Source organism: Massilia sp. 05N420, from assembly GCF_056397205.1.
Genome location: NZ_JBFTMX010000037.1, coordinates 40,412 through 55,473, shown reverse-complemented (window position 1 = coordinate 55,473; position 15,062 = coordinate 40,412). Strand labels below are relative to the sequence as shown.

The 15,062-nt window shown below is 62.7% G+C and carries 13 protein-coding genes and 1 pseudogene; 9 read left to right on the top strand and 5 right to left on the bottom strand.

The genetic code is table 11. From position 1 onward, the window contains the following. Window positions 1–965, top strand: a 965-nt coding sequence (locus AC1DIX_RS20945; RefSeq protein WP_477327083.1) for an RHS repeat-associated core domain-containing protein, incomplete at its 5' end; no start/stop codon positions are given. A gap of 2 nt (window positions 966–967) precedes the next feature. Continuing rightward, complete coding sequence (locus AC1DIX_RS20940; protein ID WP_477327081.1) at window positions 968–1,441, top strand: hypothetical protein; 474 nt, start codon at window positions 968–970, stop codon at window positions 1,439–1,441. 371 nt (window positions 1,442–1,812) lie between these two features. Here AC1DIX_RS20940 and AC1DIX_RS20935 read toward each other — a convergent pair whose 3' ends face one another. After that, window positions 1,813–2,358, bottom strand: coding sequence for a helix-turn-helix domain-containing protein (locus AC1DIX_RS20935; RefSeq protein ID WP_477327079.1), 546 nt, complete (start codon window positions 2,356–2,358; stop codon window positions 1,813–1,815). A gap of 3 nt (window positions 2,359–2,361) precedes the next feature. On the opposite strand from AC1DIX_RS20935, the gene AC1DIX_RS20930 reads away from it, so the two are divergent. From AC1DIX_RS20930 to AC1DIX_RS20905, 6 genes and pseudogenes are all read left to right on the top strand, one after another. Further along, entirely contained in the window at window positions 2,362–2,964 is a 603-nt protein-coding gene (locus tag AC1DIX_RS20930; RefSeq protein WP_477327077.1) for an EndoU domain-containing protein, read from the top strand. 11 nt (window positions 2,965–2,975) lie between these two features. Continuing rightward, on the top strand, window positions 2,976–3,197 hold the full coding sequence (locus AC1DIX_RS20925) for a MafI family immunity protein (protein ID WP_477327075.1): 222 nt from the start codon (window positions 2,976–2,978) through the stop codon (window positions 3,195–3,197). Between the two features lie 256 nt (window positions 3,198–3,453). Continuing rightward, window positions 3,454–4,074, top strand: a complete 621-nt coding sequence (locus AC1DIX_RS20920; RefSeq protein ID WP_477327073.1) for a polymorphic toxin type 50 domain-containing protein — start codon at window positions 3,454–3,456, stop codon at window positions 4,072–4,074. After that, window positions 4,061–4,363: a MafI2 family immunity protein gene (locus AC1DIX_RS20915; RefSeq protein ID WP_477327071.1), complete on the top strand. Its 303-nt coding sequence runs from the start codon at window positions 4,061–4,063 to the stop codon at window positions 4,361–4,363. Before AC1DIX_RS20920 ends, AC1DIX_RS20915 begins: the two co-directional genes overlap by 14 nt. A 138-nt stretch (window positions 4,364–4,501) precedes the next feature. Next, window positions 4,502–5,430: pseudogene (locus AC1DIX_RS20910) on the top strand (IS5 family transposase). A gap of 264 nt (window positions 5,431–5,694) precedes the next feature. Beyond that, window positions 5,695–7,305 (top strand): L,D-transpeptidase family protein, encoded by a 1,611-nt coding sequence (locus tag AC1DIX_RS20905; RefSeq protein ID WP_477327069.1) that lies wholly within the window; start codon window positions 5,695–5,697, stop codon window positions 7,303–7,305. Between the two features lie 52 nt (window positions 7,306–7,357). Here AC1DIX_RS20905 and AC1DIX_RS20900 read toward each other — a convergent pair whose 3' ends face one another. The 3 genes from AC1DIX_RS20900 to AC1DIX_RS20890 form a co-directional block, all read right to left on the bottom strand. Next, the gene (locus tag AC1DIX_RS20900) at window positions 7,358–8,038 is read right to left on the bottom strand and encodes an NAD-dependent epimerase/dehydratase family protein (RefSeq protein WP_477327067.1); all 681 of its coding nucleotides are present in this window, start codon (window positions 8,036–8,038) and stop codon (window positions 7,358–7,360) included. 183 nt (window positions 8,039–8,221) lie between these two features. Beyond that, window positions 8,222–11,803, bottom strand: coding sequence for a M1 family aminopeptidase (locus tag AC1DIX_RS20895; RefSeq protein ID WP_477327065.1), 3,582 nt, complete (start codon window positions 11,801–11,803; stop codon window positions 8,222–8,224). Window positions 11,804–11,812: 9 nt separating this feature from the next. Next, window positions 11,813–12,736 carry an ABC transporter ATP-binding protein gene (locus tag AC1DIX_RS20890; RefSeq protein ID WP_477327063.1) on the bottom strand — a complete coding sequence of 308 codons (924 nt, stop codon included), beginning with the start codon at window positions 12,734–12,736 and terminating at the stop codon, window positions 11,813–11,815. Between the two features lie 210 nt (window positions 12,737–12,946). On the opposite strand from AC1DIX_RS20890, the gene AC1DIX_RS20885 reads away from it, so the two are divergent. Beyond that, the gene (locus AC1DIX_RS20885; protein WP_477249406.1) at window positions 12,947–13,390 is read left to right on the top strand and encodes a nuclear transport factor 2 family protein; all 444 of its coding nucleotides are present in this window, start codon (window positions 12,947–12,949) and stop codon (window positions 13,388–13,390) included. 12 nt (window positions 13,391–13,402) lie between these two features. Here AC1DIX_RS20885 and AC1DIX_RS20880 read toward each other — a convergent pair whose 3' ends face one another. Beyond that, window positions 13,403–15,037 carry a Na+/H+ antiporter gene (locus AC1DIX_RS20880; RefSeq protein WP_441934145.1) on the bottom strand — a complete coding sequence of 545 codons (1,635 nt, stop codon included), beginning with the start codon at window positions 15,035–15,037 and terminating at the stop codon, window positions 13,403–13,405. Window positions 15,038–15,062: the final 25 nt, after the last annotated feature.

Genomic DNA, 15,062 nt, shown 5'->3' with positions numbered 1-15,062 from the left:
GCCCGTCCACCGTCGCGCCGGGCCAGAACGCCACCTTCAACTTCCAGGTCAGCGCACCGTCGAGCGCCGGCACCTATACCTTCCAGTGGGGCATGGTGTGGGAATTCCACCAGCGCTTCGGCCAGTACAGCACGACCTCTATCACGGTAGGGGGCACCAACGGCGCGGTGACCTATATCCATACGGACGGGCTGGGCAGCCCGGTGGCGCGCACGGATTCCGCGGGCAATGTGATCAGCCGGACGCGCTATGAGCCGTATGGCTATGTGGCCTCGGGCGTGCAGCCGACGATCGGGTTCAGCGGGCACGTGAACGATGTGGATACCGAGCTGACGTACATGCAGCAACGGTATTATGATCCGGTGGCGGGGCGGTTCTTGAGCATTGATCCGGTGACAACCGATTCGAACACGGGCGGCAGCTTTAATCGCTACGCTTACGCCAACAACAGTCCCTACCAGTACATCGATCCGGATGGGCGATTTGCATTTTTGATACCGTTCGTCCCTTATGTCGCCACTGCTACGGTCGCTGTTGTAGGCCACTATGTGCTGCCGGGGCGACAGGGTCGAGAAGAGACGGCTCGGGCAGTAGCTAAGGCGATTCTGAACCAGGGCAATTCTCAAGGAAGTTCGAATGCAAGTGGCGGTGGTAAGAGCACTCCATTACCAGACAAGCTTGTTGGCGTTCAAGATGACAAGAGCGGAACCCAGGGAAACAGAGTTAATAATGGTCCGCTTGCGCCTGAACATGGTGGAACGAACGATGCGGGCAAGGACTTTGACCATCTCACCGGCGGAAAGTCAGGTCCAGCACCCGAGGGCAGCAAGTACCCTGCGGGTACTCAGGTCGGGGACAATGGAGTCGCATTGCGACCTGGAGGTAAAACAGGTCCTCGGATTGATATCCCGGCTAACGGCGAAAAGCCCCACGAGACTCTCCATTACCCCAAGAAGGATCCGTAAAAATGTCAAAGACCTATACCATTAATCGGTCCGGAGACCAGGCCGATTTTGGATTAACGCGAGGAATCGCCCGTATATCTATCCGTACGGCAGCGCATTGTCGGCCCATAGCAGTTACTTTATGGCAGTCGGAGAAGCTCGGGACACGAATTGAATCCGTTATGCATGACGTTGCAGAGAGGATTGAGGTCGGCGTTTTGGTTGCAACGCGCGTCAGCACGCCCTTCGCGGACGAGGTGTTCGTTGAGGCACCGAGCGGGTTTAACGAAGGAATGACGCTAACTAAGCTGTTTATCGAGGTCGAAATGAATCGCTTTGAATCGGGCATTGTCCTAACCGGCCGAGATGGCCGCGAACTTGTGATCGTCGCAGGAGCTTTTCCTTACTCGCTTGCGATCCTTGGTATCGGCGAGGACCCGCACCGGTTCGAACCCGAATATCCTCTTAACTCGTACGAACGAGAAAGGCCCGAATAGAATTCCTGTCGTGCCCACTCCGGTGCCCATTGCAGAACCCACGGCAGAACCCACGGCGTACCCACGGCGTACCCACGGCAGAACCCACGGGTAATCCACTGCTGGCCCAGGTAAGTGCAGGACAGGATGAGAAACGTATAGCCACGACGAGTCGTGGCTATACGGCGCGGCCCGGCGTTTGGTGGCGCAGCCCCCATCACGCCGCGCAGCTTTTCTTTGAACTCAGGGCAAAGCCCCGAAACCCGCGAATGCCACGGCTGCTGGCATCAGTACGAGGCAAGGCCGAATCAGTCTTTTTTAAAACAAAAAAAGCCACTCCCTCCGGTGCCCCGGATGCGAGTGGCTTCTCTTTAGCGGCTGGTTGTTGGCGACTAGGCGCGCTGTCGTTTGGTGCGCTGGCTGCCTGCAGCCTGGCTTTCTTCCTTCTCCTTCTCCACCGGCGAATTGGCCCGCGCCAGCGTGCCCGCAATGGCCCCGCTGACCTGGTTCTTGACGATCATCGCCTCGAGCACGGCCTTGGCCACTTGTTTCTCTTCCGGCGACATCGCCGCCAGCGCTTCGAACTGCAAACGCAGGTCCTCGTCCGGCCCGCGCTCGCCTTCGCCGAACACCAGGTCATCGAGGCTGACGCGCAGCACCTTGGCGAGCCGAATCAGGGCTTCTAAGGTCGGTTGCGCCGTCCCCGCCTCGTAGCGCCGGATCTGGTTGACATGCAGCTCTGCTGCGGCGGCCAGCTCTTGCCGGGCCATTAATAAACAGGCAAAGAAACAGCTTGTCGCGCGCGCGCGCGAGCCAAAATCGCGTCTAGGGAAAAATTCGCTCTTTACGCACAACCCGCCAGCAAAAACCTGCGCCAAGTCCTTGAACGGACTAGGGAAAATCGGCTCGCCTACGACAAACGCATGTCGGGTGGACAATTCTTGAGCATTGATCCGGTGGTGACGGATGCGGACAATGCATCAAGCTTCAATCGTTACGTATATGGCAACAACAGTCCTTACAAATATATCGATCCCAATGGTAGACAGTCCGTAGCCGCAATAGGGGTTGTCGCCACGGTTCTTATAGTCGGGGCTTCAATTTCAAACGATCCTCAGAAGCGTGCAGCACTTATTCGTGCATATAACAATCGGAACAATCATTCTGAGCCGAAGAGGAATGATTCCGAACAGAAGCCTAACCTCGTAGATGAAAAAGGTGAAAAACATATTCTTGATGGTGATAAAACTGGCGGCGGCCATCGTCCTGGCACTGGTAGTCCGGGAAAAAGCGAGTTTCCAACAAACTGGACCGACGAAAAGATACTCGGCGAAATTTCTGAGGTGGCTACAGCACCTGATTCCAAACATAGCCCTGGAAAAGGTGGGCGAACAATCTCAACCGGCACGAGAGATGGTGTGGATATAACAACAGTTACAGAGCCTGGTTCTAAAGGTGGACGCATTGTTACGGGATTTCCTACAAATGTTCCGCGCAATCCGCCGGCAACGCTGCCACCACAAACTCCATCTAGCACTCCATAGGGGACGAAAAAATGCAGTATCAAGAAATAGAAAATTTATTTATTTCGCTTTTTGAGAGATTGTCCGGTCTGCTCTCTGAGGCAGATATGGCGCAACTGAAAGTCTTCTTTGATGCAGGTGAATATGGAATAGCACTTGAAACATTAATGGAAATGGTGGATGAGAATGCAATTGAGAAAACTCCATCATTGGTGAATTTAATTGATAGGTTAAGGGAAATAATGGAAATTTAAAACCGACCCAACCTCGCTTGCCGCCGCGCTTCGCCATCAGTCGGGCGAAATCCACCCAAATGCGATCCCGGCGGCCAAGCCGGGCCATTAATAAACAGGAAAAGAAACAGTTTGTCGCGCGCGTGCGCGAGCCAAATCGGGTCTAGGGAAAAATTCGCTCTTTAAGCGAAAGCCGCCAGCAAAACTTGCGCCAAGTCCTTGTGCGGGCTAGGGAAATCGGCTCGTCTACGATAAACGCACGTAGGGTGGACGGTTCTTGAGCATTGATCCGGTGGTGACGGATGCGAATACCGGTGGCAGCTTCAATCGGTACGCTTACGCCAACAATAGTCCGTATAAATATGTAGATCCCGATGGCAGAAGTTGGGCGCTCGCGGGCCGTGGTGCAATTTTGGGCGTTGAAGGAGGGTTTGCGGTATGCGGCCCATGGTGCAGCGCCGCAGGCGCGGTCATTGTTGGTGGAGCCGCTCTTTATGCTGGTGAGAAAGCGCTCACTTGGATTGCTTCTTCGAGCGAGGGGAAAACGAGTGGCTCTACTGGTACGCCAAGTTCGGGCGGTAATAGTGGTACGAAAATCGAAGTAGGGAAGCAAGATAAACAYGTTCCTGGGCATAACAACTTCGAACCTGGCAAAAGCGAATTAACGCACCCTAATCCTCAAAGCCTTATAGACGAGCATAAAAGGACTGGACAGCATGTCGGCAGCACGCCCGTGGGCGAAGCCGGCTCCGGGGAACGCGTCGATTTCGGCACAAATATTGGTGTGTATGTTGATCCAGCTACTGGGCAAAGAAGCCCTACCACGAATGGGATCATTCACGAGAGTAAGAAGGGTGTTCACATAGTTCCAGCGAGGCCGAACGATGAAAGCAAATGATCTGCGAGCGAGCGTTTTGTTGGGAATGCAAGTTGCGCTCCTGGGATGCATTGGATGTGGAGTTCGCAAAATACTGTGTCGATGGAACGATCATGAGATCAGAGCTCGTGCAATATTCGATGGCGAAATCTTCGAAGCGGATGCGGAAGCGATGCTGGAGGCCGAAACAGAAATAATGGCTAGTTTCCCCGACCATGATGTGTCGATAACGTGCGAGCGGTGTGATGCACCACTGCCAATTCCGAGGGTCGATGGTGAATATGCGGTATTTGCGCGACTCGAAAAATGAGCAACACGGCCGGGATAAGTTTTGACTCCTGACTCGGCCGCCGGTGAACATAATTGTTCACTGTGACGTCCACTGGGCTTTGTTGCACAAACCCAAGCTTGGCCAGCATAGAACGTGCTGGTCTGGTAGCCTGAGCGGATGAAACCAGCTGCGCAGAAGTACCGTACGACCAACTGGAAGGCCTACAACGAAGCGCTGAAGTCACGYGGTTCGCTGCTCATCTGGCTTGATCCGACCATGTGCTGGCACGGCCAGCCGAACGGCAAGCGCGGGCGTAGCCAGACGTTTAGCGACCAGGCGATCCAGTTCTGCCTGAGCATGAAGTGCCTCTTCAATTTGCCGCTGCGCCAAGCCATGGGGATGACTGAAAGCCTGTTGCGCCTGGCAGGGCTTGACTGGCCTGTGCCGGACTACAGCACGGTCAGCCGGCGGCAGAAGACGCTGCAGGTGGCTATCGGCGCGGTGCCGACCACGACGGGTCTGCACCTGCTGGTGGACAGTACGGGCATCAAGATGCTTGGCGAAGGCGAGTGGAAGACGAAAAAGCACGGCGCCGAGTACCGTCGCCAATGGCGCAAAGTGCATCTCGGGATCGACGCATCCACATTGGAGATCCGGGCCATGGAGGTGACCGACAACAGCGTTGGCGACGCGCCTGTCCTGCCGGCGCTGCTAAATCAGATTCCCGCTGACGAGCAGATTGCCAGCGTCAGCGGCGATGGTGCCTACGATACGAAAGACTGCCACGAGGCCATCGCCTCGCGCGCTGCGCATGCCATCATCCCGACCCGCAAGAACGCCAAGCCGTGGAAAACGAACCGCTGCGGTGCCGGTGCGCGCAACGAGATTCTGCAGAGCACGCGCAAGCTGGGCCGGGCAATCTGGAAGAAATGGAGCGGTTACCATCGGCGGAGCCTTGTCGAGACCAAGATGCGCTGTTTTAAACTGCTGGGCGAACGCGTCATGGCACGTGATTTCGACCGTCAAGTCACCGAGCTACAGGTCAGGGCCGCAGTGCTCAACCGCTTCACTCGGCTGGGCACCCGATCACGGTTCCAGTGTTATAAAGCTGGCTATAAATAGCGTCAGCTCGGCCTTTGCTCGATTTACTCAACAAAGCCACTCGGCGCTGGGCTATAAATCGCCACGCATGTTTAGAAAAGAGCGACAAAAGAGCGACCGCGTCAGGCTCTGGAAACTGACGCTAACTAAGCATCAGCCTGTGTCCGGGAATCGCGGGGCAACATCAAACAACTACGGCTGGGCATCCCCGGACCCGAAGAGTATGATGCTGACCGGTACCGTAGTCCTGCCGAAGTCCGAAAGCATCAATGAAGCCCAGCCTGAAAATCGCCGCGCTCGCGTTCTGTGCAGCCGTGGCGCTCGCTCCCCGTCCCACGCTCGCGCAGCCCGTCCCCGCCACCATCCGCAGCCTGGCCGTCCAGGCCGCGCAGTCGCCGGCCACGCCGGCGGGGCCTTACGACGAACGCGGCTGGCTCGACCGTTTCTACGCCCCGCGCAAGTACGCGCCGGCCTGGACGACCTCGACCGCCGCGGCCGCCTTGTGGGTGCTGCGCCAGGCCAGGGTGCAGGGCCTGGACCCGCGCGACTACGGCGCTGATACGCTGCAGCGGCAGCTGCTCGCCGGCGAAGCCGACAGTGCCCGGTTCGACGTCGCGCTCACGGCGGCGATGCTGCGCTACCTGGCCGACCTGCGCGTCGGCCGCGTGCGTTCCGAATATCACACCCGCCTGCCCGATGCGCGCCTGAAGCAGTACGATCCGGTCGAACGCCTGCGTACCGGGCTGGCCGCCGGCAAGCTGCAGGCGGCGGTGCAGGCGGCCGAGCCGCAGTTCGCGCAGTACGTGCAGGTCAGGGCCGCGCTGGCGCATTACCGCGAACTGGCCAGGCAGCCCTGGCCGGCGCTGGCGAAACCCCAGGCCAAGGTCACTCCCGGCGGCGCCTATGCGGATGCGAAGGCCCTGTACAAGCGCCTGGTGCTGCTGGGCGACCTGCCGCAAGAGACGGCGCCGCCGCCCGACGGCATCTACGGCGCGCGGATGAACGAGGGCGTGCGGCGCTTCCAGGCCCGTCATGGCCTGGATGAAGACGGCGTGCTGGGCCGCGGCACCATCGACGCGCTCAATGTGCCGCCGACGCTGCGCGTGCGCCAGCTCGAACTGACGCTGGAGCGCCTGCGCTGGCTGCCGGATATCGGTTCCGGTCCGCTGATCGTGGTCGACCTGCCGGCTTACCGGCTGTGGGCGCAACCGCGGGGCAGCGCCGAGCCGCCGCTCGAGATGCGGGTCGTCGTCGGCACTTCCGCGAAGACGGAAACGCCGCTGTTCGTCGGCCAGATGCGCTACCTCGAGTTCAACCCCTACTGGAACGTCCCGCGCAGCATCCTCGACAGGGAAATCCTGCCCAAATTGCAGCGCAATCCCGCTTATCTGAAGCAGAACGAGCTGGAGACGGTGCCGCCCAACGCCAGCGTCGCCGATCTGCAGGCAGGCCGGGCCAGGCTGAGGCAGCGTCCGGGGCCGAAGAACTCGCTCGGCGCGATCAAGTTCGCGATGCCGAACCCGATGGACATCTACCTGCACTCGACCCCGGCACGCGAGCTGTTCAAGCGCAGCCGGCGCGACCTGTCGCATGGCTGCATCCGGGTCGAGGATCCGGCTGCGCTGGCGCGCTATGTGCTGGCCGAGCAGCGCCAGTGGAATGCCGATGCCGTCGAGGGCGCCCTGCAGCCGGGGCCGACCCGGCATGTGGACCTGGCCCGCCCGGTGCCCGTCGTGCTGTTCTACGCGACCGCCACCGTCGACGGCAAGGGGAGTCCGCGCTTTGCCGCGGATATCTATGGCCGCGATGTCATGCTCGAGCGGGAGCTGGCGGCGCGGCACAGCCAGCTTGTTTCCCTGGTGGGCCGATCGCCGAAATAGCCTGTCGTCACCGGCGGGCGGCGGGTGGCGACGGCGAGCCGGCCTCGCCGGTTCAAGGCCCAGGCTTTGCAGCGCTGCCGATCCTCGCAAGCTCATCGGAAGCAAGTACCCTCAAGCCCCGCGTCAGAGGAAGCGTTCGCACCAGGGCAGCCGCCACGGCGCTGGCTTCGACCGGCGCGTAGCGGCCGGGCACGAAGGGACCGAGCATCCGGGCAAAGGGCATGGCGATCTTTTCGCCCCATCGCGTCGGCTGTTTCAAGCGATCCCGATCGCCAAGCAGGAGAGAGGGGTGGGCGATCAGCAGGTTCGGATACAGGGTCTTGAGCGCATCCTCCAGTTCGCCTTTGACGCGGTTGTAGAACACCGGCGATGCGGCGTCGGCGCCGACGGCGCTCACCAGGGCGGCGCGCGAGGCGCCCGCCGCGATTGCAGCCCGGGCGACGGCAAGGTTGGCTTCCAGGTCGACGGCCCGGAACGCCTGCTGGCTTCCGGCGACCCGGATCGTCGTGCCGAGCGCCAGGTAGACCTCATCCACTGTGGGCAAGGTCGGCAGCCGGGTGAAATCCACGAGTTGGACCTGCACCCTGGGATCGGCTTCGGCGAGCGGCCGCCGGCTGAGCACATGAATGTCGCTCACCGTCCGGTCGTCCAGCAGGGCGCGGAGGATATGCCCTCCGACCAGCCCTGTGGCACCGGCAAGCAAGACCCGTCGAGGTGCTAGATGTTCAGGCATGGTTGTCCAGGAAAGTTCAAGCGCGGATCGTAAGGACGATGCCGGCAGCGATCATGCCGATTGTACAGCGATTGGATGCCGGGCCTGGCTGGCGACCGCGAACCGGCCCTCGGCAAGCAGCTTGCCGACCGGGGCCAGGCGACCGAGCGCGACACCCTGTCCGCAATGCCTGTTCATCATGCCTCAGTCGAATCCGACCTCCTTGCGATTATCRCGCGGCACCCGGTCGATCATCTTGTTATACGGATCGACCCCGACCTCGAAGGGTTTGTCTTTCACCGTCACGGTCAGCACCGGATTGTCGCCCGACAGCTTGCGCTTCTCCAGCAACAGCACCTTCTCGTCCGCCTCCTTCGCCCCCTTGGCGCGCGCAAACACGCCGACCTCCACCGGCTCGTCATAGGCACGCGCGCTTTCCTTGCCCTTGCCGTCGGCTTCCATCTTCGCCAGGTGCAGCTTCATGGTCACGTCCCACTGGCCGTCGGCGCGCCGCTTCGCCTTCGCCTCGAGCACGCGGTTATCGTAGAAGACGATCTTCTCGAACAGGTCGGTGATCAGGGCCTGCTTGTCCGCCGGCGCTTCGGCGCGGATGTAGCCGAGCAGCTCGGCGGAGGTCGTGAACGGCGACTCCTGGTAGCCCTTGTCCTGGAGGAAGCGCTTGAGCGCGCGGTTCAGCGCTTCTTCGCCGATCTCGTCGCGCAGGCGGTAGAAGACCAGGCTGCCCTTGCGGTAGTGGATGTACTGCTGGTTCTCCACGCGCATCAGCGGCAGTTCCTCGATCTTCTCGCTGCCGCGCGAGCTCAGGTAGCGATCGAGTTCGTAGCGCAGGAAGCGGCGCATCTGGCCGCGGCCGTATTCCTTCTCCATCACCATCAGCGCCGAGTACTGCGACAGCGATTCGATCAGCATGCTCGAGCCCTGCACGTTGGCGGCGGTCACCTGGTGGCCCCACCATTGGTGCGCCATCTCGTGGGCCGTCACGTAGAACACGTAGTCGATGTCCTCCTTGTCGCGCAGGTCGGCGATGAAGCCGATCGACTCCGAGAACGGGATCGTGTTGGCGAACGACTGGGCGAAGCTGGCGTAGTTCGGGAATTCCAGGATCCGCACCTGCTTGTGCTGGTAGGGCGTGAACTGGGCCGTGTAGTAGTCCAGCGACTTCTGCGTGGCCGAGATCATGCGGTCCACGTTGTACGCGTGCTTGCGGTCGTAGTAGATCTCGATCGGGATGCCGTGCCAGTCGCCTTTCTTCACCTGCCAGCTGGCGGACAGATAGGCGAAGAAGGGCATCATCTTCCGGTCCATCTTGTACTGGAAGTAGTTGCGGCCGTTTTCCTTCCACGACTTCTGCAGGTAGCCCGGCGCCAGCGCGATCTGGTCGCCGCTGGTCGAGACGGTGGTCTCGAAATTGATCCAGTCCGCATCCGCGCCGAACATCGAGTTCGCCTGCGCCGCCTTGTCCTCCAGCTTGGCCATGCGCTCGGGTTCGCCCAGGCCGCGCTTGCGGCGTTCGTTGCGGTCCCTCAGCTCCTGGTCCGGCTGGTAGCCGATCAGCGGGAAGAAGGCGCGGTTGTTGAAGAAGCTGCCGTTCAGGTTGATCGTGTCGGCCTCGCCGTTGTTCTGGAAGCCGGGACGGCGCACGTCGACGACGAAATCCAGCGGCAGGCGTCCGCCCGGCGGCAGGGCCTGCGCCAGCTTGATGATCCGGAAGCCGAACTTCGCATCAATCAGCTCGACCCGGTGGGCCGGCAGACCGGACAGGGTGGTCTCGACGTCGGGGTTGAGCTGCAAGCGCAGGGTGTCGAGCGGCTTGCCGGTCTTGTTCTCGAGGACGTAGCTGCCCTTGATCCTCACGTGGCGCTGTTCCGGATAGATGTCCACCGCGGCGCGCACGTCCGTGATCTTCGCATGCGGCAGGTCCTTGTACTTGCGGTAGGTTTTTTCGTACTGCGCCTGCTTGTCCATCGCCACGTCGCCGGCCTCGTAGTGCGCCAGGATGTTCGTGTTGTAGAAGATCCAGCCGCCCGCGCCGGCGAAGGCGATGCCGCATGCGGCCAGCGCCGCGCCCAGGGGACCCTTGAGGCGGCGGCCGGCTTCGCGCGCGCGGAAGCGCCACTCGACCGACAGCCCGCGCACCCAGAAGGCCTGGGCGAGGACCAAGGAGGCGACGGTGAACAGGGTCCAGTACAGCGCGAACCAGGCCCAGCCCGTGATGAAGTGGCCGTAGCCGTTCATGTCCGAGTACGGAGTCCGCGGCAGGCCGTCGATGCTGTACAGGTTGTGGTCCAGGTGCATGACGCCCATGACGATCTGCGACACCATCAGCAGGATCATCAGCAGGTAGCCGATGAACTTGTTGTTGGTGATCACCTGCAGCACGACCGCGAACAGGCCCATGAGGATGAAGGGCAGGCCCGAGATCAGAACGCCCTTCAGGTACACCAGCGGCTCGACCGGCGCGCCGCCCTTGACCAGCTGGATCCCGATCGCGGCCAGTACGCCGGCCAGCATGAATGCCAGCACCACGCCCACCACGGCCAGGCTCTTGGCCACCAGCGGCGCCCAGTTCGGCACCGGGGTCGCATCGGTGACGTCGGCAATCTTCACCTGGCGCTCCTTGAACACCAGCTCGCCGGCATAGAAGGTCACGATGATCAGCAGCAGGAAGTTGAAGCTGTTGTTCAGCAGTTCGACCATCAGGTGGGTCATCGGGTAGACCGAGGTGCCGAAGATCTTGCCCATCTGGGAGCCGGAACCGACCATGTTCAATACGCCGAACAGCAGCATCACGAGGAAGGGTACGCTCCTGAACACCGCCACGGCATCGAAGGTAAAGATGTGCCAGCACTGGATCCAGCGGGTGGCGCCGGTAAAGCGAGGCTCGATGCGCGGCAGGGCCAGGTGGGCCGGCATGGCGGCGCTTGGTGCCGGCGCCTTTGCCTTGCCGAACAGGCGCTTGCCGGTGCCGGCGCGCTGCGGCTTGAACAGGACCAGGGTCAGGCCGAACAGCGCCAGCGCGACGGCGGTCCAGAGCAGGCGGTTGGCCAGCATGTAGCCTGTGACGTCGGGCAGGCCGGCATTCGCCTCGGCGGTCGAGAAGTAGCGGGTGGCGCGGCCCAGCGCGCGGATGCCGAAGGGGTCGGTCAGGACGGCGATCCATTCGTTGTCGATGTTGGCGGTGAACTTGCCGGCCACGACCCACAGGACGAAGAAGGCCAGCACGCCGACGTACACCAGCATGATCGAGCGCGTGGTCGAGGCCAGCAGCATCAGCACGGCGCCGATGAAGAACAGATTGGGCACCACCAGCACGCCCAGCGCCCACAGGTAGGCGGCGCCGGCGAAGGGGCCGACGCGCTGCGGATCGACCCAGGGCATCAGCGGCCCGACGATCATGCCGATGACGATCACGGCAAAGATGAACAGGCAGGCCACCAGGCCGGCTCCGAAGCGGCCGACCAGGTAGTCGCTCTTCTTCATCGGGGTCGCGAACAGCATGTCGGCGATGCCGACTTCCGCATCGCGCAGCACGGTGCCGGCGATGAAGATGGTGACGACGAACATCGACATCAGGCTGAAGATGCCGAGCATCTGGGCGACCACGACCGGCGCATTGCGGTTCACGTTGCCGATGCTGCCGCCGACCTGGACCGCGTCCGTGGTGCTGGCGCCGAAGGCCAGGGCGCCAAAGACCAGCGCGCAGACCCACAGCAGGGGCTGGCGCAGCTGGGTGCCCAGCTCGAAGCTGAAGAATTCTCTCAACATGGCCGCTCCTTATGCCGGCACCGCGGCGGCGGGCGAGGCGGCGGCCGGCGCCGGCCCGGCGGTCCGGCCGGCGTTGCGGATCTGCTGGAAGTAGACGTCTTCGAGGTCCGGCTCGACGTTCGTGAAGCCGTCGTCCGGCTGCGCTTCGGCGTAGACGTTGATCTGCGGGCGGCCGGCCACCAGGCGGGTCGACAGCACGTTGAAGCGTTCCTGGTAGTCGGCCAGCGCTTCCTGGCTGACGGTGCGGCGCCACACGCGGCCCTTGAGCGTGTCGATCGCGGCMTGGGGTTCGCCCTGCAGCAGCACGGTGCCCTTGGCGATCATCGCCATGCGCGGGCACAGGTCGGTCACGTCCTCGACGATGTGGGTGGACAGGATGACGACCACCTGCTCGCCGATCCTGGCCAGCAGGTTGAGGAAGCGGTTGCGCTCGTCGGGGTCGAGGCCGGYGGTCGGCTCGTCGACGATCACCAGGCGCGGCGCGCCGAGCAGGGCCTGGGCGATGCCGAAGCGCTGGCGCATGCCGCCGGAATAGGTGCCCAGCAAACGCTTGCGGGCGTCCCACAGATTGGTCTGGTGCAGCAGGGCTTCGACCGCTTCCTTGCGTTCGCCCTTGACGGTCAGGCCCTTGAGCACGGCGAAGTGGTTCAGCAGCTTCTCGGCGCTGACTTTCGGATAGACGCCGAAGTCCTGGGGCAGGTAGCCGAGCTGGCGCAGCAGGCCTTCCTTGTTCGCGAGGACGTCGAGACCGTTGAAATGGATGCTCCCGCTATCGGGATCCTGCAGCGTCGCGATGGTGCGCATCAGCGAGGACTTGCCGGCGCCGTTCGGACCGAGCAGGCCGAACATGCCGTTCGGGATCTCGAGACTGACATTGTTGATGGCTTTGACGCCATTCGCATACGTCTTGTTGAGCTGCTTGATGGATAGCATCGACGTTTCTCCAGGTTATAAAAATTGTTGCCCTAGAGATAATGTACAGTTAACGAAAAGTAAAGTCAGCAATTTGCGATGAACTGCGGATTCCGGCGCCTGAAATGCTGGCTTGACTTCTCCTGCAAGCGTACTAGGCTGCTTTGATCGACCATCCCCGGCATGAGCAGCCGCGATTGCCGTCCGAGGCCGATCTACTGGAGAGACACCATGACCGCGCAAGAAAACAAACAGATGGTCCAGCAGCTCTACCGGATGTTCCAGCAGGGCGACATCGCGGGCATCCTCGCGCACAGCAGCGACGATTCGGACTGGATCAGTCCGGAATCGGAACTGGTTCCCTTCTCGGGACACTTCCACGGCAGGCAGGGACTCGCCGACTTCTTTACCAAGCTGGGCGAGAACATGCAGGCGATCCGCTTCGAACCGCTGGACTTCATTGCGGAAGGGGACAAGGTGGTGGCCATGGGCGAAGCCAGCTGGCTGGTGAGGTCGACCGGACGCCGCCTCGACTCGCCCTGGGTGCATGTGTTCACCATCCGCGACGGCCAGATGGTGCGCTGCCAGGCGCTGACCGATACCGCGTCGACCGTGCAGGCCTTCCTGCCCGAACCGGCCGCCCAGGCCTCGCCGAGGACCGAACTGCACCACTGAAGCCGGCGGCCTTCAGGCCTCCCGGTAGCGCGCCTCCACCAGGTCGATTTCGCGCAGGAGTTTACGCGCCGTCTCGTCGGAGATTTCGCCGCGGCGGCCCAGGCGCAGGATGGTGTCGCGCTCGGCGCGCAGGGCGGTCAGGCGGTAGTCGCGCTCGGCCTTGCGCGCCGCGTGGACGTCGGGACCGGCGCCGTCGCCCAGCTGGATGTTGCGCAGGCGGTTGCGGTAGAGGTTGATCACCGTGGTGCTGGCGTTGGCCTGCACTTCGCTGTCGGCGCCGGTGTGCCGGCGGGCGGCCTGTTCGACCGCGTCGACAGCGGCCAGCACGGCGGCGTGGCGGGCGCGGTCTTCCTCCTGCTCGGCGGAGGTCTCGGGCGGCACTTCCAGTCCGCGCAGCAGGCGCGGCAGGGCCACGCTGGCCAGCAGCAGGGAGACCACGATCACCGCGCTGGCCAACAGGATCGCCAGCTCGCGGCCCGGGAAGGGCGTGCCGTCTTCCAGCACCAGCGGCAGGGTCAGCACGCCGGCCATGGTGAGGGCGCCGCGCACGCCGGCGAAGGAAGTCGCCAGGATCAGGCGCATGCGCGGCTTGAACACCTGCTGGCCCAGCCGGCGCTGGTTCAGGATGGTGAGACGCAGCGAGACCCAGACCCAGATGAAGCGCAGCAGCACCAGGCCCAGGCTGAGCGCCAGCGCGTTCCCGGCCAGCCACCACGGATCGAAGGGCGCGCCGCCGCCGGGCGGGTGCAGGGCGCCTCGCGCGATGTCCGGCAGCTGTTCGCCGAGCAGCACGAACATCACACCGTTCAGGCTGAACTGCAGGGCGTCCCAGATGACGTTGCGGCGGATGCGGGTGGAGGGCGTGGCCGAGCCGCCCAGCTCCACATAGCTCATCGTGACGCCGGCCGCCACCGCGGCCAGGATGCCGGATGCGCCGATGTGTTCCGCCGCCAGGTAGGCGCCGAAGGGCGTCAGCAGGTTGATCAGGATCGGCATGCCTTCGTCCTCGCCGAAGCGGCGCAGCAGGAAGTTGTGCAGGCGCGAGATGGCCCAGGTGACGGTGACCCCGGCGCCGACGCCGGCCAGCGCCACCCACAGGAAGGTGAGGGCGGCCTGGGTCGGCGAGAACACCCCGGTGACGGCGGCCGCCACCGCGAAGCGGAAGCACACCAGGCCGCTGGCGTCGTTCAGCAGGCTCTCGCCTTCGATGATGTGCATCAGGCGCGGCGGCACAGGAATCCGGCTGGTGATCGCGGACACCGCCACCGGATCGGTGGGCGCGACGATGGCCGCCAGCGCGAAGGCGACCGGCAGCGGCAGCGCGGGGATCAGCCAGTGCATCAGGAAGCCGGCGCCGACCACGGTGAACAGCACCAGGCCGAAGGCCAGTTCGAGGATCGTGCCCTTGTCGCGGAACAGGCCGACCTTGGGGATGCGCCAGCCGTCCAGGAACAGCAGCGGCGGAAGGAAGAGCAGGAAGAAGATGTCGGGTTCGAGCGCAACCCCATGGTGAAACATGCCCGAGATGACGGCGCCCAGGGCGATCTGGATCAGCGGCAGCGGGATCGCGAACGGCAGCATCCGTCCCACCCACCCGCTGACGATCACCGCGAGCAGCATTGCCAGGACGACTTCGACCGACTCCATCCGCTTACCTCCTTGTCAAAACCCG